This is a genomic window from Rickettsiales bacterium Ac37b (assembly GCA_000746585.2).
In the GTDB taxonomy this organism is placed as follows: Bacteria; Pseudomonadota; Alphaproteobacteria; order Rickettsiales; family Arcanibacteraceae; genus Ac37b.
In genome coordinates this window covers 974,072-994,172 of record CP009217.2, presented here as the reverse complement: position 1 = coordinate 994,172, position 20,101 = coordinate 974,072, and the positions used below count along the sequence as shown (strand labels likewise).

Annotated in this window: 18 protein-coding genes and 1 tRNA gene; 4 read left to right on the top strand and 15 right to left on the bottom strand. The window is 30.6% G+C overall.

Annotated elements, in window-relative coordinates:
* Positions 1 to 13 precede the first annotated feature (13 nt).
* From dapB to cph1, 6 genes are read right to left on the bottom strand one after another with little or no spacing between them, the layout of a single operon-like run.
* A complete protein-coding gene (gene dapB / locus NOVO_05050; GenBank protein ID AIL65384.1) occupies positions 14 to 811 on the bottom strand; it encodes a Dihydrodipicolinate reductase in 798 nt (265 codons plus the stop codon).
* A gap of 18 nt (positions 812 to 829) precedes the next feature.
* Positions 830 to 2,170, bottom strand: coding sequence for a Phosphoglucosamine mutase (gene glmM, locus NOVO_05045; GenBank protein ID AIL65383.1), 1,341 nt, complete (start codon positions 2,168 to 2,170; stop codon positions 830 to 832).
* Between the two features lie 20 nt (positions 2,171 to 2,190).
* Positions 2,191 to 4,095 (bottom strand): ATP-dependent zinc metalloprotease FtsH, encoded by a 1,905-nt coding sequence (ftsH, locus tag NOVO_05040; GenBank protein ID AIL65382.1) that lies wholly within the window; start codon positions 4,093 to 4,095, stop codon positions 2,191 to 2,193.
* A 21-nt stretch (positions 4,096 to 4,116) separates the two neighbouring features.
* Positions 4,117 to 5,466 (bottom strand): tRNA(Ile)-lysidine synthase, encoded by a 1,350-nt coding sequence (gene tilS / locus NOVO_05035; GenBank protein AIL65381.1) that lies wholly within the window; start codon positions 5,464 to 5,466, stop codon positions 4,117 to 4,119.
* A 27-nt stretch (positions 5,467 to 5,493) separates the two neighbouring features.
* The gene (rssB, locus tag NOVO_05030; protein AIL65380.1) at positions 5,494 to 5,910 is read right to left on the bottom strand and encodes a Swarming motility regulation protein rssB; all 417 of its coding nucleotides are present in this window, start codon (positions 5,908 to 5,910) and stop codon (positions 5,494 to 5,496) included.
* A 42-nt stretch (positions 5,911 to 5,952) separates the two neighbouring features.
* Positions 5,953 to 6,663 (bottom strand): Histidine kinase-like ATPase, encoded by a 711-nt coding sequence (cph1, locus tag NOVO_05025; protein AIL65379.1) that lies wholly within the window; start codon positions 6,661 to 6,663, stop codon positions 5,953 to 5,955.
* Positions 6,664 to 6,938: 275 nt separating this feature from the next.
* On the opposite strand from cph1, the gene barA reads away from it, so the two are divergent.
* On the top strand, positions 6,939 to 9,968 hold the full coding sequence (barA, locus tag NOVO_05020; protein ID AIL65378.1) for a Signal transduction histidine-protein kinase BarA: 3,030 nt from the start codon (positions 6,939 to 6,941) through the stop codon (positions 9,966 to 9,968).
* A 1-nt stretch (position 9,969) separates the two neighbouring features.
* Complete coding sequence (gshB, locus tag NOVO_05015) at positions 9,970 to 10,923, top strand: Glutathione synthetase (protein AIL65377.1); 954 nt, start codon at positions 9,970 to 9,972, stop codon at positions 10,921 to 10,923.
* A 438-nt stretch (positions 10,924 to 11,361) separates the two neighbouring features.
* Here gshB and NOVO_05010 read toward each other — a convergent pair whose 3' ends face one another.
* The 3 genes from NOVO_05010 to truA all read right to left on the bottom strand — a co-directional run bounded on the left by NOVO_05010 (position 11,362) and on the right by truA (position 15,394).
* Positions 11,362 to 12,582, bottom strand: coding sequence for a Lipid A core - O-antigen ligase (locus tag NOVO_05010; GenBank protein AIL65376.1), 1,221 nt, complete (start codon positions 12,580 to 12,582; stop codon positions 11,362 to 11,364).
* 187 nt (positions 12,583 to 12,769) lie between these two features.
* A complete protein-coding gene (locus NOVO_05005) occupies positions 12,770 to 14,500 on the bottom strand; it encodes an Ankyrin repeat protein (protein ID AIL65375.1) in 1,731 nt (576 codons plus the stop codon).
* Between the two features lie 147 nt (positions 14,501 to 14,647).
* A complete protein-coding gene (gene truA, locus NOVO_05000) occupies positions 14,648 to 15,394 on the bottom strand; it encodes a tRNA pseudouridine synthase A (protein ID AIL65374.1) in 747 nt (248 codons plus the stop codon).
* Between the two features lie 248 nt (positions 15,395 to 15,642).
* Between truA and NOVO_04995 the strand changes: the two genes are divergently transcribed.
* A complete protein-coding gene (locus tag NOVO_04995) occupies positions 15,643 to 16,011 on the top strand; it encodes an HIT-like protein (GenBank protein AIL65373.1) in 369 nt (122 codons plus the stop codon).
* Positions 16,012 to 16,072: 61 nt separating this feature from the next.
* Here the strand turns inward: NOVO_04995 and NOVO_04990 are convergent, their stop codons facing one another.
* The 6 genes from NOVO_04990 to ppa all read right to left on the bottom strand — a co-directional run bounded on the left by NOVO_04990 (position 16,073) and on the right by ppa (position 19,812).
* Positions 16,073 to 16,915: an Integrase core domain protein gene (locus NOVO_04990; GenBank protein AIL65372.1), complete on the bottom strand. Its 843-nt coding sequence runs from the start codon at positions 16,913 to 16,915 to the stop codon at positions 16,073 to 16,075.
* 216 nt (positions 16,916 to 17,131) lie between these two features.
* The gene (gene rplI / locus NOVO_04985; GenBank protein ID AIL65371.1) at positions 17,132 to 17,596 is read right to left on the bottom strand and encodes a Ribosomal protein L9; all 465 of its coding nucleotides are present in this window, start codon (positions 17,594 to 17,596) and stop codon (positions 17,132 to 17,134) included.
* A gap of 28 nt (positions 17,597 to 17,624) precedes the next feature.
* Positions 17,625 to 17,903 carry a Ribosomal protein S18 gene (gene rpsR, locus NOVO_04980; GenBank protein AIL65370.1) on the bottom strand — a complete coding sequence of 93 codons (279 nt, stop codon included), beginning with the start codon at positions 17,901 to 17,903 and terminating at the stop codon, positions 17,625 to 17,627.
* A 15-nt stretch (positions 17,904 to 17,918) separates the two neighbouring features.
* Positions 17,919 to 18,284, bottom strand: coding sequence for a Ribosomal protein S6 (gene rpsF, locus NOVO_04975; GenBank protein AIL65369.1), 366 nt, complete (start codon positions 18,282 to 18,284; stop codon positions 17,919 to 17,921).
* 119 nt (positions 18,285 to 18,403) lie between these two features.
* A complete protein-coding gene (gene tal, locus NOVO_04970) occupies positions 18,404 to 19,060 on the bottom strand; it encodes a Transaldolase (protein AIL65368.1) in 657 nt (218 codons plus the stop codon).
* 218 nt (positions 19,061 to 19,278) lie between these two features.
* The gene (ppa, locus tag NOVO_04965; GenBank protein AIL65367.1) at positions 19,279 to 19,812 is read right to left on the bottom strand and encodes an Inorganic pyrophosphatase; all 534 of its coding nucleotides are present in this window, start codon (positions 19,810 to 19,812) and stop codon (positions 19,279 to 19,281) included.
* Positions 19,813 to 19,909: 97 nt separating this feature from the next.
* Between ppa and NOVO_04960 the strand changes: the two genes are divergently transcribed.
* A tRNA-Ser gene (locus tag NOVO_04960) sits at positions 19,910 to 19,998 on the top strand.
* Positions 19,999 to 20,101 lie beyond the last annotated feature (103 nt).

The following is a 20,101-nucleotide window of genomic DNA, read 5'->3' as shown; positions in this document are numbered from 1 at the left end:
TATTGATATATTTTTAGCCTAGTACGTCTTCCATAGAATATAATCCTGGCGCCTGATTAACTGACCATAGTGCAGCTCTAATGGCACCTTTAGCGAATATAGATCTATCTGTAGCCTTATGGACAATTTCAATCTGCTCTCCAATACCAGCAAATAGTACGGTATGTTCCCCTATTATATCTCCTCCTCTAACTACAGAAAAGCCTATTTCTCCGTTCTTGCGCTTAATATCCCCTAATCTATTTAATACTACTTTCTCTGATAAATTTACACCTTGAGTTTCTGCTATAACACTACCAAGCAATAATGCCGTCCCAGATGGAGCATCCTTTTTATTACGATGGTGTTTTTCAATAATTTCAATATCAAAATCGTTAACTGGTAACGATTTTACAGCCTGCCTTATTAATTTACTGAGTAAATTAATACCAATACTCATATTAGCAGATATTACTAATACATTATTACGAGCATATTCTAAAAGTAATTTCTTCTGCTCTACAATAAAACCTGTTGTTCCTATGATATGGCTTTTTTTATAATAGGAATTAATATTACTTAAATGTAAACTTGCTTCAGGAGTCGTAAAATCTATAATAACATCAGAATTTTGACAAAGTGCTTCATAATCATTATCAATTTTAATACCGATAGGATTAGTAGATACCAGCATTCCTACATCTTCACCTATATAAGGATTATTAGCACGAGTAGTAGCCCCAGCTAAGGAAAGCTTATCATTATCAAGTACTGCCTTCATTACATATATTCCCATACGACCTGTACATCCAGCTACACCTACTTTAATCATATTTCTACTCCCTATTAATTATCCTCTTAATTCATTTTCTATATCATCCACTAATTGTTTAATTAATGTTTCATTTTCTCCTTCGGCCATTATTCTAATTAAAGGCTCAGTACCAGATTTTCTAATTATCAATCTACCTTTACCACTAAGCTTATTATTACTTTCTTTAATAAGCTTCTGTAGTTTTAGGCTACTTAAATCAATTAATTTATTATAGGACACATTACGTAGTATTTGAGGCAATGGCTCAAAGGCAGGACAAATTTCACTAGCACATTTATCATCTTCTACCATTATAGCTAATAATTGCAGTGCAGCTATTAACCCATCACCTGTAGTATTATAATTCCCTAATATAATGTGACCAGATTGCTCACCCCCTACATTACTCTTATATTTTTGCATAGCCTCAGCAACATATCTATCACCAACTTTTGTACGTACTAGGGATAATTTAAGTTTTCTTAAATAATATTCAAGACCAAGATTTGACATAATGGTAGCTACAACTTTATTGCAAGTTAACATTTCATTAGCATGAAAATAACCAGCTATAGCTGCTAAAATTTGGTCTCCATCTATAACATTGCCACATTCATCCACTACAAGTAATCTATCAGCGTCTCCATCAAGGGCAATACCAAGATTAGCATTATGCTTTTTAACATTTTCTATTAAAAGGGTAGGAAATGAAGAACCACATTCATTATTAATATTAAATCCATCTGGAGTAACAGCTATGGGTATTAATTCAGCGCCTAGCTCCTGTAATATAGTTGGTCCTAGACTATAAGCTGCACCATTAGCACAATCTATAACAATCTTCAATCCATCTAAAGTTTTTCCTTTAGGGAAGGTGTTTTTAACAAATTCTATATATCTACCTGGAGCATCATCAAGACGTTTCGCCTTACCTAAATTACGTGGCTTTGCTAAAAAGCTTTCTAAATGTCTATGATGCATTAATTTTTCAATGCGTAATTCAACTTTATCTGATAATTTAAATCCATCCGGACCAAATAACTTAATGCCATTATCATAGTAAGGATTATGAGATGCAGAAATCACTACTCCTAAATCTGCACGCAAAGATCTAGTTAGCATTGCAACAGCAGGAGTAGGCATAGGCCCTACCATTACTACATCCATCCCTACTGAAATAAAACCTGCAGTTAATGCTGACTCTATCAAATAACCCGATAACCTAGTATCTTTTCCTATAATCACTCTATGCCTATGCCCACCATTAGTAAAAATGCCACCTGCTGCCATCCCTAATTGCAAGGCAACTTCAGCAGTCATCACGCCCTGGTTTGCAGTATCTCTAATCCCATCGGTACCAAAAAATTTCTTAGCCATAATATTTTATAATCCTTTACTTAAGCTTGCTGTGGATTAGCATCATTCATATCTGTACCAGTTTTAGTTTTCGGAATAGAAGATTGCTTAATATTATTATTTTCTAGGTTCTCTACACGTTTAATTGGCTTACCTTCTGTAACATCTTTAATTTCATCACCAGTTAATGTCTCATATTCTAATAAAGCATTAGCTAATTTATGCAATTTATCAATATGCTTATTTAATATATCTTTGGCTAAATTATATCCTTCTTCAACTATTATTTTAATTTCACTATCAATAATACTAGTAATAGATTCTGATTTGTGTTTTTGAGTTCCAGCACTGCCAAGGTACATATCTTGCCCCTCCTTACCATAAAACAAGGGGCCTATTTTATCGCTCATACCCCATTCAGTTACCATAGCTGATGCCATTTTTGTAGCTTGCTGTATATCAGATGAAGCACCGCTTGTTACTTTTTCATATCCAAATATCAATTCTTCGGCAACACGTCCACCCATAGCAACTGCTATATCTGCTTTTAATTTTTCCCTTGTTACTGAAAATCTATCACTTTCCGGTAATCTCATAACTAAGCCTAGCGCCCTACCACGCGGAATAATTGTAGCTTTATGAATAGGATCAGAGGCAGGACAAAAAATAGCTACAATAGCATGTCCCCCCTCATGATAAGCTGTTAATTTTTTTTCTTCTTCACTCATCACCATAGACTTACGTTCTGCCCCCATCATTACCTTATCTTTGGCTGATTCTAATTCATGCATGGTCACGACTTTCTTATTATTACGAGCCGCAAGTAGAGCTGCTTCATTTACCAGATTTGCAAGGTCAGCACCTGAGAATCCTGGAGTACCTCGAGCAATAGTACGTGCTTCAACATCTGGACCTAAAATTACTTTTTTCAAATGCACTTTTAAAATTTGCTCACGCCCAACTATATCAGGTGGCGGTACTGTAATTTGTCTATCAAATCTACCAGGACGCAGCAATGCGGGATCTAACACATCTGGACGATTAGTTGCCGCTATCACTATTACGCCTTCATTAGCTTCAAATCCATCCATTTCGACTAATAGCTGATTCAAAGTTTGTTCACGTTCATCATTACCACCGCCAAGTCCTATCCCTCTATGACGCCCAACTGCATCTATTTCATCAATAAATACTATACAAGGCGCTCCTTTTTTAGCTTGTTCAAACATATCACGAACACGACTTGCACCAACCCCTACAAACATTTCAACAAAATCAGACCCAGAAATTGTAAAAAATGGCACATTTGCTTCACCAGCAATAGCACGCGCAAGTAGAGTTTTACCAGTACCTGGAGGGCCTATTAATAAACAACCTTTCGGTATTTTGCCACCTACAGACTGGAATTTACTTGGATCTTTTAAAAAATCGACTATTTCTAATAACTCTTCCTTAGCCTCATCAATACCCGCAACATCATTAAATGTAACTTTTACACTTTTCTCAGTTAGTAACCTAGCCCTAGATTTTCCAAATCCCATCGCTCTACCACCTCCACCTTGCATTTGCTTCATGAAGAAGATCCATACTCCGATCAGTAATAAAATAGGAAACCATGATAATAATACACCAAGTAAAGAGTTCATTTTACTCTCACGTGGTGCTGCTTCAATTCTTATATTATGATTTTTGAGTTTCTCTACTAATGCAGGATATTCAGGAGCATAAGTAGTAAAACGTGTTCCATCTTGGAATTTACCTTCAATATCACGTCCTTGAATTAAGACGCTATTTACTTGCCCTTCATCAACTTTATTCAAAAAATCAGAAAAAGCCATATTTCCATAGCTTTCATGAGTAATATTGTCATGAAATAGATCATATACAACTATTAATAGCCCTAATAATACTATCCAAAAAATTAAATTCTTGCCTGCATTTTTCATAATAAAACAAACCTACCTTTCTTATATCATACGTGTAAGTGGCGTAACTGGATTAAAATCTATCTTTATATTATTCTTTAACCATTCATATTCATAATAATCTATATGGGGAATGGCAACTACTTTATCAAGTATCCTAAGAGCTGGCAAAGTTGCCATAACGCTTTTTGGCATATTTTTATTATATAATAAACTATTTTGATTTTTCATATATATAGACAGTCCTTCACAGAGTAAATAATTTATTGTTATATCGTGATCAGAATGCCCATTTATTTCATTAGTAACAACCAAAAACCTATTATCCCACATCATAGAATTATTATCTATTAAAATAGTATTTATATTATGTTTTACCGCTTCACGATACACTAATATTTCATTTTTGTCTCTAGTTAATGATATTTTACAATTACCTAAAGTAAGTGTATTAAAAATTTTATTATTTATGATTACAGATCTTAATAAATTAATACTTTTAAATCGTGGCCTTTTTTCATTCCCAGAAATTGTTGTTATTAACCGTGATAATAAACATAAAGATTCTTCTGGATCTATCTTAAGAAATTTTTCAACTAATATTCTAGCATAACCTTCTGTATAAATACGTATGGCATTTATTGCTTCTCTGCTTACACTATTTTCTATACTATTACGCACTCTCTGCATATTGTCAATTGTAGAGTTTAAACGTTTAGTTAATAACGATTCATCACCTCCATAAGCGAGTAAAATTTTTCTTAATCTATTGCGTTGATATTTATCACTTTTATTAGATGGATCTTCATACCATACATAGTTATTTACTTCTAAATAATGCTTTAAGCTCGCTTTAGAAATATTCAAAAAAGGTCTAATAATTCTAATGTTATTAAAATAACTAATTTTATACATAGCAGATAACCCATCAATACCACTACCTCGATCAATATTATTTAAAAATGTCTCAATTTGGTCCTCTTGATTATGCGCAATACATAAATGTAAAATATTATTTTCTTGGCACCAGTTAGTAAGTAACTCATAACGCACCTTTCTAGCGTGAGCTTGTATATTACTCGTTGGCTTAATGGGGTTATCCCAGCGTAAGATAATATGTTCTATACCATATCTTAATAATTGAGCACCTACTAATTGCGCTTCACTCGCAGATTCCGCACGCAATCCATGATCAACTGTAATAGCTATTATTTTCCCTTTTTTATTATACACCCATTCTGTAAGCAAATAAGTTAGCGCCATAGAATCTATCCCTCCAGATAATGCAACCGCTATTATAGGCTGATCCTCAAAAGGCTCAAATTCCTTCATTCTTTGAGTGATAACTTGTAATGTAATAGGTAAAATATCCCCGACCATTAAGATAGACATATATAGAAAATCAGTTGGAATGTCTTCTTAAACTATCATTGCATTATGAAATTTACAACTTAAAACTTCATTTATAGCTTTCTTAATAATAATACCGCTAGATTCACTCTTCGATAAAAAATAATCAGCACCATTTTCCATCACTCTATTAATCATACGCTCATCAGAATGATCACTGATTACAATAATAGGCATAGATGGAAATAAAGCTTTTAATTCTACCAGAGCCTTAATATCTTTTGCATCAGGTAAAGATAGATCTAACAATATTATGTCTATTTTTTCTGAATTAAGAATATTAATACTATCTTTTAATCTGTGAGCTGTCACTATATTAAAATAATTACGACTTTCTTGATACGCAAGTGCTTTAGTAATAGCCTTAGCATCCCCAATTAAATCTTCTATTAGCAACAATGATATATTACTTGCAATATATGACATATAATTCTCCATTTATGTTAACTTATTTTCTTGAGCCAATAGCTAAGATTTTCTAAAATTCAGATAAAATTTACTTCCTTTTCCTACCTCTGATTCCAGATTTATTGTACCGCCACATACTTCTATAATTCTTTTACACATCCCTAGGCCAATGCCATATCCTATAACCTCTTCTTTTGTATGCAATCTTTGAAAAAGCGTAAATATTATTTCAAAAAACTCTTCTTCAATTCCTATACTATTATCCTCAACAATATATTGAATTTTATCTTTATACTCAATACAGCTAATAGTAATAACAGTATCTACATCTTTTTTTCTAAATTTTATTGCATTTTCTATTAATTCTCTAAAGACATAAATCAAATATTTTTCTGAACCAACTATAGTATGAAGTTCGTTTGCATAATTAACAGTAACATTACTAGCTATAATTTGCTCTGATAAATTACTGATTGCCTTCAAAATAATATTGTCACAATTTACCACTGTTAACATAACAGGATGATTACGCAAATTCATATATTCAAGCAAAGCATTTATCAAAATCTTCATATCCTGAATAGCTGCTTCTATCTCGTGCAAATATATATTACCTAAAAAAATATGTTTATTTTTAAGTAATGTTACCAACTCAGCGTATTCTGTATCTAATACACGTAGCGGCTTTTTTAAATCATGCGACAACACATATGTTATTAGCTCATAATCACTATCTACAGCATTATTTCTAATTTCATTTTGTTTTGACATATATCAATATTACAACTCTATACAATACAGCAAAAGCAATTCTACATGACTAACGGGCAATAAAGTAATTTTTAAACTGCTTAAACTATATTTATAATATTATATGTTTATTATTACAACACAACCTATTATATTTAAAAAAATAAATATAATAAGAGAAGTTGTAGGTATAGGGAAAAATACTACAATTAGTAGGCTAACTTTTATGTGCTAATGTCTACATCAAAGCTTCTTTTAGTATAATATTTTCTCAATTTTTAACATAATTTAAAAGCATGGTTATAAACATACCTTATAGAAACTATATTACTTTTATAAAGCATTATAAAATGCTTATAATAACTTTTTTTATAGGCGTCTCCATTTCACTCTTTGCTTTTATATTTGCCCTACAAAATCTTCATAAAAAAAATAAAGAGCATTTCTATGCTAACACACGTACAACGCGCGTTTTGCTCCGTAATGAATTAAATAGCCATATACGCGAATTAGAGCTACTAGCAAAACTATATGCAAAAGAATTAGATGTAGATAACAATAAATTACAATTTTTAATTCAGTATATTTTTAACAAAAAACAATTTACTACTTTAGCCTGGTTTTCTCCAAAATACGACTCTAATTTTGAGCATGAAATTACGTGGCTTCATAAACCACAAAATCGCTATTTCCCAACTGAACAAGGAAAGCAAAATTTAATATCCAATATTATACAGACATTTGAAGCAAATTATCCCATTATACAACCTATAGCAACAGCGCCTTTTTCATATTACAAAAATTATAACAATGAAATTGCTATAATTATACCTGTATCTACTCAATTAACTAATACATATGGCGATATATCACCAAAGTTTTTAATTGGGGTACTAGACTTAGGGGAGTTTTTTGAGACTATATTAAAATGGAATAATCATATGGAAAATGAATTTGTAATCCACATATATGATGAAACTAGCAAAAACAGTGCTCAGCATATATATTATACAGATAAGCATTTTTCTAAATTTTCTGGTTCTAAAAAATTATCACTTAACTATAATTTTACCAATAATTCACTTACTTTTGCACATATTGAATATCTTAAATTATTATCTAGATCTTGGAAATTAGTATTTATACCAACAAAACATTATTTTAATACCGTTCATAATAATTGGCCTCCTTGGATCATTTTGCTATACGGGATGTTTATTACTACTTTAATTGAGATGCTGTTATATTATCTAATTAATCGCAATACGCAAATTCAAACATTGGTAAGCGAGCGTACAACAGAATTAGAAAAGGCAAAAGAAACTCTTGAAGAAAATCAATATAGATTAAGTACTATATTATATACGATGGTAGATGGTATTATTATATTTAATGCACAAGGTATGATTCAATCCATTAATCCAGCCATTGAACGTATTTTTGGGTATACATCTGAAGAATTAATTAATCAACATATCAAAATATTAATACCCAAACCATACTTAAAGAAATACTTAGGATACATACGTTTTCTCTTTACGCCTTCCCAACATAAAACTACCCAAATCGATGATATAGAGGCTATACGTAAAAATGACTCTACCCTTTTTATAGACATTGGGATCAATACAATAAAAATTAATCAAGAAATTATGATTGTAGCTAGTGTGCATGACATTACAGAACGTAAACACACAGCACAACGGCTAGCATTATATACACATGAGCTCGAACAAGAGCGTAAAAAAGCAGATAATGCTAATAAAGCTAAAAGCGAATTCTTGGCTAATATGAGTCATGAAATTCGAACACCCATGAATAGTGTTATAGGCATGGTAGAATTGTTATTAAATACAGAACTCACTCGAGAGCAGCGAAAATATGCTCAAGCTATACATAATTCTAGTGATTTATTGATTGAAATTATTAATGATATTTTAGATTTGTCAAAAATTGAATCAGGCGAATTAACTATTAACATCTCACCCATTGATCTAAGGGTATTACTTACTGAAGTTATACAACTGCTTACACCTAGGGCAACTGAAAACAATTTAGACATTTTAGTATCTTATCCTATAGATTTACCTACATTAATTACAGACACCATTAAATTACGACAAATTATTATTAACTTACTTAGCAATGCAATTAAATTTTCTAATGATAGCTATATATTAATTAATATTATTAAAGTAGCACAAAATGATCATTCAATAGATTTATTAATTGAAATTAAAGATAACGGCATTGGTATATTAAATAACAAGTTAGATAAAATTTTTGAGAATTTTACACAAGCAGATGAATCTACTACCAGACAATATGGAGGTACAGGTCTAGGACTTGCTATATGTAAAAAACTAGTAGGATTATTCGGAGGCACTATCGGAGTAAAAAGCGAACTATCTAAGGGATCTACATTCTATTTTTCTATAAACACCGCTATATTGGCTACCCCAGCTCCTAAGCAAGATCTAATGCACCCCTTAATAAATAAAAAAATACTATTTATAGATCCATATATTGAGAATCATAATATAATAAAGGAATATGTAAAAATTTTTAGTATGGAAATTGATTTTGCTATTTCTGCTTACCAAGCTCTAGATATCTTGACAAACTCTAATAAGATATACAACTTTGTTATTATTAATAATATAATCAAGGATCTATCGTTACTAGAGTTTGGTTCCTATATGTATACACACTCTGGGCGTAATAATATAAAGTTAATAGCTATTATTAGTATTGATCAATTAAATAGCTTTTCCTTAACCACTCAACATTATTTCGATGCATTTATAGTAAAGCCTATCTATGCTAGTAATTTATTAGCTACCTTAAATAATACATTGGGTAATTCTTCTATCCAAGAGTACACTCAGATAACTACACCTCTTACCTCTTCTAATACCAATCTAGATCTTAATATTTTAGTAGTAGAAGATTATCCTCCCAATCAACGTTTAACACAAAAAATTCTAGAAAAATTTGGGTGTAAAGTAAATATTGCAAGTAGTGGACAGGAAGCTATTCAAATGATAGAACAATATTGCTACGATTTAATATTTATGGATTGCCAAATGCCGCATATGGATGGATATGAGACTACTACTATTTTACGGAATAAATATCCCAAAAATCATCTGATTATTATAGCCATGACCGCTAATGCTTTAATAGGTGACCGTGAAAAATGTTTAGCTTATGGCATGGATGATTATATAGCAAAACCTATAAAACAAAAAGATATAAAGCAAATATTAAATAAATGGTGTAATAATCAACATAATAACTGTAATTATTTAGAACACATAGGGTAATATGACAATAAATATAGCGATCCAAATGGATCCTCTAGCTAACATAAACTTTCTAACTGATACAACCATATTACTTGCTTACGAGGCTTATCTTAGAGGATATAAGATCCATTATTATAACCCTACAAACTTAGCCCTTAACCAAAGTAAAGTTATGGCTTACGTACAGCAATTAACTTTTGGTCAGGAGCACAAAGCCTATAAATTAAGCCCTCCAGAATTGCTTGATTTAAGCACTATGCAGGTAATTCTAATAAGACAAGATCCTCCTTTTGACATGACTTATCTCACTACTACATATATTCTTGAACATTTATCTTCTAAAGTACTAGTGATTAATAATCCTACTGAAATCAGAAATTGCCCTGAGAAAATTTTTGTTCATAATTTCCAGCAATTTATGCCTCCTACCTTAATTACAAATAATATACAATTAATTAAAGAATTTAAAAATAAACATAATGAAGTTGTTCTAAAGCCCTTATATTGCTATGGTGGGCAGGATATTATACATTTAACCCATAATGATGATAATCTGGACAGCCTTATAAATATGTATATGAAGCTATATTCCACTCCATTAATAATACAACAATATCTACCAGAGGTAAAATATGGCGATAAACGTGCTATTTTAATTGATGGGGAATTAGTAGGAGCATTTTCTAGAATACCTGAGTCAGGGAAAATTGTTTCTAATTTAGCAGCAGGAGGCATAGCATGTGCTGCTGAGCTCACTTCTCATGAAAAATATATTTGCAATATTGTAGGATTAGAACTGAAAAAAAGAGGCTTATTTCTAGCAGGGCTTGACTTTATAAATGAGTATATAACTGAAATTAATATTACGTCTCCTACAGGCTTTGTAAGTGTAAATAAATTCTACAACATAAAATTAGAAGAAATTTTTTGGCAGAAAGTATCAATGCTTATAGTAAAAACAGTTGAAGGTTGATACTAAGGAGTAAAGTCTACTAATTGCTCATACTACCGGACAAAAAATTGTAAGATAGGCTATATATAAGATATACTCTTTTTTGTCATACTCACGCATGCGGTAATCTAGTAATATGGACCAAACTTCACTATAGCGAATTAATTGGTAATAGGGGTAGAAACAAGGTGCGAAGTATACTTGTAGCTACATAAGCTAACCGAATGACGGTGTCCCTATTACAAATTAAAAAACTATAAATACCCGTTTTCACGGGTATGACCAAGAGGAATTGCTTTTTTTTATTACTCCATCATTTCTTTACATTTTTTGTCCGGTAGTATAACTAATTGCTAGGTTTTGGTTTATCTGCCTTATGTCAATTATCAACTATTTTAATATTATTTAAATGCATATATATGAGCAAAACTTATAGGGTTTTCTCCTCGTTCATAGTAATCAAACTGTAGCTGTTTTGATTATATTATTTTTGTTATGCACCTCATTTGGGTTTTTTGTTATTATATAATTAATTATAACAACTATCCAAAGCGTGCTAAGCCACCATGTTTGCCATATTCCAAAACTTAACATCGCAAACACAAAAAAAGCACTGATAGACCCCATATAAATACTAATTTGTTTAGCATTCGTTATCGTGGAGAGTTTTAAATAAAGCTGATATAATATTATAGAGATAATACTCACGCCTAACAATCCTGTTTCAAGCCAAATCTGAATAAAAGCGTTATGTGGGTGTAATTGTATAATATTTTGACTTTGATTCACTAGTTTATTTAAAGCATCTGAAGCATTAATTCCCCATCCTAAGAAAGGACGATCTTGTATTAAAATAAGAGCATTATTCCACATATTTACTCTTTCAAGGCAATTGAAAGGGAGGTTCGGTATAATATAATCCTTAACATATTCACATTGTAATATTATAATAAAAATCACAGGAGTATAAATAAATAATAAAATTATACTAAACATAATAATTTTGACAGCTACACGCTTTATTACTATACCCATACCCATTGCAATTAATGCAATACAAACTGATAATAATGCAGCAAGCATATTATGCGTACAATAATTAAGCACTGTAATTAATATTAAAAATAGATAACTCCACGATTTTTCATATAGATATGTATATAATACTGGTAACAGTATTGTAAATAATGCTGTTGCTTTTTCGCCTGGTTCACGCAATTTATCAACTTTAAAGGAAAAAATATTACGCAAAAAGACATTCAAGGAATGTCCTGATAAACATTCAGCCATTAAAAGAGTATTCACTATAATTAAAGCCCATATTAGATAATTCTTTCTCAACTTCATAGGTTGAAGGGCACTAGAACTTAATAAGCGAAATACATACATTCCGGTACCAAATAAAAGAAAGATTTTTATAATAGTGCTTAAACTACGCATTTTATTAGCAGACCAATAACTTGTAATTAACGCATAAAGCAAAAATATTAAAAACATTAATACTATATTATCGGCACGAAGTAATTTTAACACCTCTTTAGAAGATCCTTTTAAATTATATATTATAATTAAAGCCATAACAATAAATATGGACGCAATTAAACCCCCTGACAATGCTAATATAGGCCCACTAAAGACTATTAAATATATAAGTAAAGATGGATTAAATTTTTGATTCATGCACCCTCAAAATCAAATTATTAAAATATACTATAGCCAACTAACTTTTTGATGGCACAATATAATTTTTGCTAAAATGCTTCACTATCTCTTGCTTAATATATATAGTATATACTTTTAAATGTAAACAACGAGGGTTTTAAGTTACATCCATTTTTATCCTACTTTCTGTAGATAGTAATTTTCTCTATAGTCGGGGACTTTTATAACTTACATCACTTGCGTCATCTGCACTATGATATTTTCTTTTACTCGATATTCTGGAGACAAATGTTGACTTATCCTCTCTATACTCTGACAATTGTTCTTCTAAAATATTACATTTCTGGTGCCGTTCTGATAATAATTCTAAAACTTCTGGATCAATTGACCTAAATCTACGAGTCACATCCTTTAATTGACACATATCTTCATTGGTATATATAATACGATCCAAATTTGGAGAAAATTGGTTATTTAATATAGATAACATTTGCTCTGTTTGCTCAGGCCTTGATGATAACAATAACAAAACTTGCTTAAAATTCTTTGGATTAATGATATAGCCAAAACAATTCTTAGTTTTATACTCTGGATACTTCTCATAACTATCTCTATCAGAAGCTTCTTTTTTCATTGTAGCAATTGTGATCCCAGTTAGGAGTGAATATGGCACCATAGAAGTAAATTCTATAGGGTTATTCTCGTGTAATAAAGTTGCAAACATAGGTTCAATTTTTTTACCTATTTCTTCTTTATCAGTAACTCTAAAACTATTAGCTATAGTTTTTAACTCTCGAGCAATCTGTAAGTCATTAATTTTTTCTATATGAGCTATTAAGTTTACAGGGTAACCCTCATTCTCGATACGATATTTAAATATTGCCTTCACGATTCTTAAATCTTCTATAGTAATAAAGTTGCATATTATATCTTCTTCTAGTGTATGGGCAAAAATAGAATTTATTTCCTTAACAAACACCTCTATTTGTAAATCAATGTTTTCTTGCTCTTCATCAGATATTTCCTCACTTTCAGAAAAATCTTTATAATAACCATCTCCCTTTTCTACTTCATTTAAATCGATGTTACTACATGCAAGTAAATACTTAAGATAGCTTTGATTCTCTTTTGAATAGGCAATTTTTATAGCATTGTGCGTTATATTAGCTCCATTCTCTACTAAATAAGACATTATCTCAAAACTATTATCTTGCGTAGCTTTTTCTAATAATTCTTCCTTATTCGCTTTATTATGAATAAATTCTGCACATGATTTTATTATAGCAATATTATCATGTGTGATGGTATTAGGTATAATTTTAGGAACTAAATTATCATAGGCTTCTTGAGGCAATTGGGTTATTAAATATATAGCAATCTCATTAAAACCCGATTCAAGAGCTATATCTAAAGCACTACTACCATACTCCATTTCCCCCAAAAGGGATATATGATTGTCATCAAAAAATTTAGCTCCTTGCTCTATTAAATACTTTACTATTTCTAATTTATTGTTCTTTACTGCAACTTCTAAAATATTAGAAGGCGGCATATTATGAAAATATTGTTTATCTATATCAACGCCTTTATTTAATAAATACTTTAAAAAATCACGATTATTTTCTTTAATACTTTTTTCTAAAACAACAAAAAGATTTTTATGAAAATCGTCTATATAAATAGTAGCGAGTACACCCTGATTTTTCCACAATTTCTCTGTTGGCAATTTATTTAATGCTTCTTCTATTTCTTCTATTATCCTCTTTATTTCTTCAATATTAAATTCAGCAAACATTATATTTAAATCACGACTCTTTTGCTCATGAAAGAGTCTTTGGGATTGATTCATATGAGCAATAATAGGATGCTTAGGTAAGTTACCTAACATGAAATTAGAATTAGGATAATGATGGCTATACTGTATCTCTTTAGACATAATGTTACTCTTATAATTTAAAAAGTATAATTCTTTATAGATACTAAATAAAATCTTAAGTAATATATGTCAATATGTATTGATATGATAACCGATTGTAAAATAAATAACTAATAAATAAAATAAGATTTTAGAATTCTAAATTCATTAATAAATCACTTGTGTAAAATATAAGCCACAAGCAGGAGAAGTTGGACCTGCTTTCGCACGATCTCTTGCAAGTAAAACTTCATTTAAATTCTCTGGTAACCAAGCATGCTCTCCTACTAATTTAAGACTACCAACAATGTTACGCACCATATGATGTAAAAAAGAAGGAGCTGCTATATCAAAAAATATATATTCATTGATTTGTTCAATATTTATTTTGTCTATAGTTCTAATAGGTGTAGATGCTTGACAAGCCGCTGCTCGAAAACTACTAAAATCATGTTGACCAATCAAATATTGAACAGCTTTTTGCATAGCATTCAGATCCAATGAATGCTTAATATGCCACGCTCTATTTCGTTCTAAGGATAAAGGAGCCGCTCTGTTAATGATTATATATTTATATGCCCGTTTTAAGGCACTAAATCGAGCATGGAAATGCTTATCTACAATTTCACAATTTAAAATGCTTATATTTGTGCGTTGTAAATAAAAATTCAAAGCATTTTGTATAGTAATACAGTTAAATTTTTTATATAAATCAAAATGAGCTACTTGTCCGGTTGCATGTACACCTGCATCAGTGCGTCCTGCACCATATACTACAGCCACTTCTTGAGAAAATTTGCGTATAGCTTCTTCTATTCTTTGTTGTACAGAAACAGCATTTTGTTGTTTCTGCCACCCACAATAGTTAGTGCCATCATACTCTATAATAATTTTATACCTTGTATATAAGGCCATAATATATAAATTAAGAAAATAATAAAATATAGTAATTAAAATATTAGTAACATTCAGAACATTTTATACAACATACTATGTAAATAATGCTAAACAGTTATATACTCAAATTAATAATCTATACATATAATTGATAATTTCTATATTGCTATATAAAAATTAAAATTATTTGACCTATATGCATAGCTAAGGTAAAACTAAACTCTTAACATAATTTACTATAATGATTATAAATTAGGATTAATTAAATGCATAACAATACTTATGATAACAATAACGTATTTGCACGTATTATACGTGGAGAGTTAAATACTCAGAAAATATATGAAGATGAAAATGTTTTAGCTTTCAATGATATTTCTCCTTCTGCACCAGTACATATATTAGTTGTTCCTAAAAAAATTGGCTATATTTCTTTTCATGATTTTCTTGAAAAAGCTTCCAGCAAGGAAATTAGTATTTTCTTTAAAACTATACAAAAAATAGCTTCTTTAAAGGAACTAGATAAAAATGGTTATAGACTTGTTACTAATATAGGTTCTGATGCATTACAAGAAATCTTTCATTTTCACGTACATATTTTAGCAGGTAAATCTCTTGGTCCGATTTTAACCTAATTTACATGGTTTAAAAATATCTATAAATAAATTAATATATCAAAAGTAATTTGTTTGGTAACTAGGTGTATAGTTTCGAGGGTTGATGGTTAGGATTAATTCTAAAGTTTTTAGCATTCTGTTGATAACAAGTCAAGATCATTTTCCAAGGGGTTTTTCTAGCAATAGTAGAAAGCCTTTTAGCATAATTATAAGCCATAACAAAAGCTTGCAGATGATTATCTAACTCTTCTCTACTGCTATAATGATATTGTTTAGTGGTAGCTTCTTTGATAGTCCTATTCATTCTTTCTACTTGACCATTAGTACTTGGAGTATAAGGCCTTGTTGTACGATGCCTGATACCATAATTTTTGCATTTCAGATCAAATCTATGTCTTACTTTTGGGGCTCTGTACCTGGCTAAGCTATTATAAGCAAATTGAACACCATTATCAGTCAATATGGTATGTATCTTAAATGGACAGCTGCTTACCAAGTTATCAAGAAAATTACTTGTGGTATCTCCATTGCTATTATTATGCAGTTCAACATAAGCAAATTTACTCACTCTACATATTGCCACAAATATGTAGAATTTTCCTTCTCCAATTCTTACTTCTGTGATATCAAGATGCATAAATCCTATTTCATAAGTTTTAAATTTCTTCTTCTCTTTGATATTAACTTCTTTGGGTAAGCAAGATAAACCATAGCGTTTAAGACATCGGTAAAGATTAGAACGAGTTAAATAAGGTATTTCTTTAATAAGTGCATCAAAGCAATCATCCAAAGGTAATTGCGTAGACTTACGAAAAGCAATAATCAAAGCTTCATCTTCGGGCTTCAAAATAGTAGTTGCTTTTTTAGGAGCGTTAGAGCGATCTTCTATTCCTTCTTCTTTTCTTTGACGCCATTTTATCACAGTTTTAGACGTATTAGAATTTAATTTACTATACTTATATGGATAAAATAAAAATTAGATATACACGAAGAAGTATATCGCTTACTCAATATAATAAATCACTACACTAATTGTAACTACTTAAGAATATTTTTCTTATAATTATGCTATATAAAAAAGGGATACAAAAACTATAAAATTTATATCCCACAAACCTCAATAATAAAATAAAAAGTTTTAAATATTAGACCCATTCAACTCTGGGCGTTTAACATGCACATTAACAGAAATTTCTACTTCTGGATGAAGACCAATAACAATTGCATACGTACCTATAAATTTTATTGCAGTATTTATTATAACTTGATGCTTGGTTACTTCAACACCCTTTGCTTTAAAAGCAGCAGCAATATCTTTTGCACTTACAGAACCAAAAAGTTTACCATCATCACTAGCTTGTCTTAAAATTTCTAATTCAATATTTTGAATCTGTGATGCAATGTTTTCTGCGGCCTGTTTATGGGAAAGGTTTTTTTGTTCAATCTCAATTCTCTTCTGTTCGAACAACGCTTTATTTGCATCCGTAGCACGTAAAGCCTTATTACGTGGTAGTAAAAAGTTACGTGCATAACCACCCTTAACTTTTACTGTATCTCCTACTGAACCTAATCTACCAACTTTCTCTAATAAAATAACTTCCATTGACTTTTTCCTCAACTATATAATTACATTACTTTTGTGCATAAGGAAGCAAGGCTAATGAACGAGCACGTTTTATAGCTATTTTCAATTCACGCTGCTTTTTTGCCGAAACAGAAGTAATACGACTAGGTAAAATACGCCCTCTTTCCGAAATAAAACGTGATAACAATTTTACATTTTTATAATCAACTTTTGGACTTCCTTCTTCTGATAATGGACATCTTTTCTTTCTTTTAAAAAACACCTGAGTAGGTGATACCATTTTTATTTTATCTTGATCATTAGAGCCATGTCTTGTTTTACTCATTTTTTACTCCTGCATTTACTCATCTATTATAACATTACTTACACCATCTGTATCATCATCCTGAGATGCAATAATAGAAGAAGGACCTTCGCTAACTTCTTTTACTCTTATTGTAAGGTGACGCAATATATCTGGATTAAGTTTAATACGTCTTTCCATTTCTTCAACAGCAGTATGTAACGCATCAAGAACTAACATCACGTAATAACCCTTTTTACTTTTATTAATAATATAAGCTAAATTACGCAGTCCCCAGTGCTCGGTTTTTAACACTTTACCCCCGCTCTCAGAGATAACTTTAGAAAAAGTATCTACTAATCTGTTAATCTCTTGTTTAGATATATCAGGACGCACTATAAATGTAGATTCATAAAAAGCCATGGTTACCGTTCAATTTTATATTCCTAAAATAATAATAACATGCATTACGTTACTTTTAACGCAGCAGGGTATTACCATACATTTTTTTTTTTTATTTGCAAGTAAAGTTTTACAGCTATCTATAAAATCTTTTGATTAGTTTTATGCCAATCCTCTAAAAAGGTTTGTAACCCTTTATCAGTAAGGTGATGATAAACCAGTTGTTTTATTACAGATGGAGGTATAGTCGCTACATGAACCCCTAATTTAGCACTTTTTATTATGTGCAAAGGATTACGTACAGATGCAACTAGTACTTGTGTATTAAAATCTGGATATTTATTATAAATACTACAAATATCTTCAATAAGCTTAAAGCCATCTTGACCAATATCATCTAGTCTACCAACAAACGGGGATACAAAAGTAGCACCAACTTTAGCAGCAAGAATCGCCTGCGCTGCAGAAAAACATAAAGTGATGTTCACCATAATATCTTCATTTGTTAATATCTTACATGCTTTTAATCCATCTAAAGTAAGAGGCAACTTTACTACAACATTCCTGGCAATTTTGCTAAGTTTTTTTCCTTCTGCTACCATTTGCATATACTCAGTTGCAATAACTTCTGCGCTTACAGGACCATCTACTATATGACAAATCTCTTTTATTACTTCTAAAAATTGGCGGCCAGATTTAGCTATCAAGCTTGGATTGGTTGTAACACCATCAATTAACCCTGTATTAGCTAATTCTTTTATTTCATCAATATTAGCAGTATCTATAAAAAATTTCATTACTATATACCATATAACTGAATAAATACAGTTTATACAAGAGCTTACTTGCTTTATCCTGAAAATAACCAGCTTATTGTGAAAGTCAAGTTTTTTATACTAGCATTTATAAATATTTTCTTCTCTAAAAATCATGAAGCCTTTAATAAAAATTATTTACAAATCCTATTAATGAATAGAACAAAGCTCATAACTTTATTCTATTCATTACGGTAATACTATTTTGCTGATTTATGTCTAGAAATGGCATCTGTTATAAGTTTCATAGCCATTTCTACATCTTGCCACCCTGTAATCTTTACCCATTTCCCTACTTCAAGTTTTTTATAATACTCAAAAAAGTGATTAATACGTTGAATTGTAATTTGAGGTAAATCTTGATATGAATGTACATTATCATAATAAGTAGTAAGTTTCTGAGTAGGTACAGCCAGAATTTTTTCATCTTGTCCCGATTCATCTTCCATAATCAAGACTCCTATAGGACGTGCAGGCAATATACTACCAGGAATTACTGAAAATTCACTAACAACTAATACATCTATAGGATCTCCATCATCAGATAAAGTATGTGGTATAAAACCATAATTACATGGATAAAACATTGCTGTAGGTAAAAACCTATCTACCATAATAGCATTAGAATTTTTATCAACCTCATATTTAACAGGAGGGCCTCCCATGGGTATCTCAACTATAACATTAAATTCATGTGGCGGATTTTTACCTGTCGGAATTTTATCTAGATACATAATGACTACCTTTTTAAATAAATTATATCACTAAATTGACTTTTATCATAATATTATGTAGACATACAAGAAGAGTTTAAAATTTTCTTCAGGAATAGGAAGGATGGCCGAGTGGTTTAAGGCGCATGCCTGGAAAGTATGTTCACGCACAGCGTGTCCAGGGTTCGAATCCCTGTCCTTCCGCCATTAAACATTAAATTATAGTTTTTATCCAAAAACTATAATTCGATTATTAATAAGCTACCTGAAAAAAGCAATAAATTACTATACTATAAAAAATTATTAGGTT

Coding starts and splice junctions, on each gene's coding strand:
- dapB (AIL65384.1), bottom strand. CDS start 811: ATGATTAAAGTAGGTGTAGCTGGATGTACAGGTCGTATGGGAATATAT.
- NOVO_04995 (AIL65373.1), top strand. CDS start 15,643: ATGCATAACAATACTTATGATAACAATAACGTATTTGCACGTATTATA.
- tilS (AIL65381.1), bottom strand. CDS start 5,466: ATGTCTATCTTAATGGTCGGGGATATTTTACCTATTACATTACAAGTT.
- rpsF (AIL65369.1), bottom strand. CDS start 18,284: ATGGCTTTTTATGAATCTACATTTATAGTGCGTCCTGATATATCTAAA.
- NOVO_05010 (AIL65376.1), bottom strand. CDS start 12,582: ATGAATCAAAAATTTAATCCATCTTTACTTATATATTTAATAGTCTTT.
- NOVO_05005 (AIL65375.1), bottom strand. CDS start 14,500: ATGTCTAAAGAGATACAGTATAGCCATCATTATCCTAATTCTAATTTC.
- gshB (AIL65377.1), top strand. CDS start 9,970: ATGACAATAAATATAGCGATCCAAATGGATCCTCTAGCTAACATAAAC.
- rplI (AIL65371.1), bottom strand. CDS start 17,596: ATGGAAGTTATTTTATTAGAGAAAGTTGGTAGATTAGGTTCAGTAGGA.
- cph1 (AIL65379.1), bottom strand. CDS start 6,663: ATGTCAAAACAAAATGAAATTAGAAATAATGCTGTAGATAGTGATTAT.
- glmM (AIL65383.1), bottom strand. CDS start 2,170: ATGGCTAAGAAATTTTTTGGTACCGATGGGATTAGAGATACTGCAAAC.
- ftsH (AIL65382.1), bottom strand. CDS start 4,095: ATGAAAAATGCAGGCAAGAATTTAATTTTTTGGATAGTATTATTAGGG.
- ppa (AIL65367.1), bottom strand. CDS start 19,812: ATGTATCTAGATAAAATTCCGACAGGTAAAAATCCGCCACATGAATTT.
- truA (AIL65374.1), bottom strand. CDS start 15,394: ATGGCCTTATATACAAGGTATAAAATTATTATAGAGTATGATGGCACT.
- rssB (AIL65380.1), bottom strand. CDS start 5,910: ATGTCATATATTGCAAGTAATATATCATTGTTGCTAATAGAAGATTTA.
- tal (AIL65368.1), bottom strand. CDS start 19,060: ATGAAATTTTTTATAGATACTGCTAATATTGATGAAATAAAAGAATTA.
- rpsR (AIL65370.1), bottom strand. CDS start 17,903: ATGAGTAAAACAAGACATGGCTCTAATGATCAAGATAAAATAAAAATG.
- barA (AIL65378.1), top strand. CDS start 6,939: ATGGTTATAAACATACCTTATAGAAACTATATTACTTTTATAAAGCAT.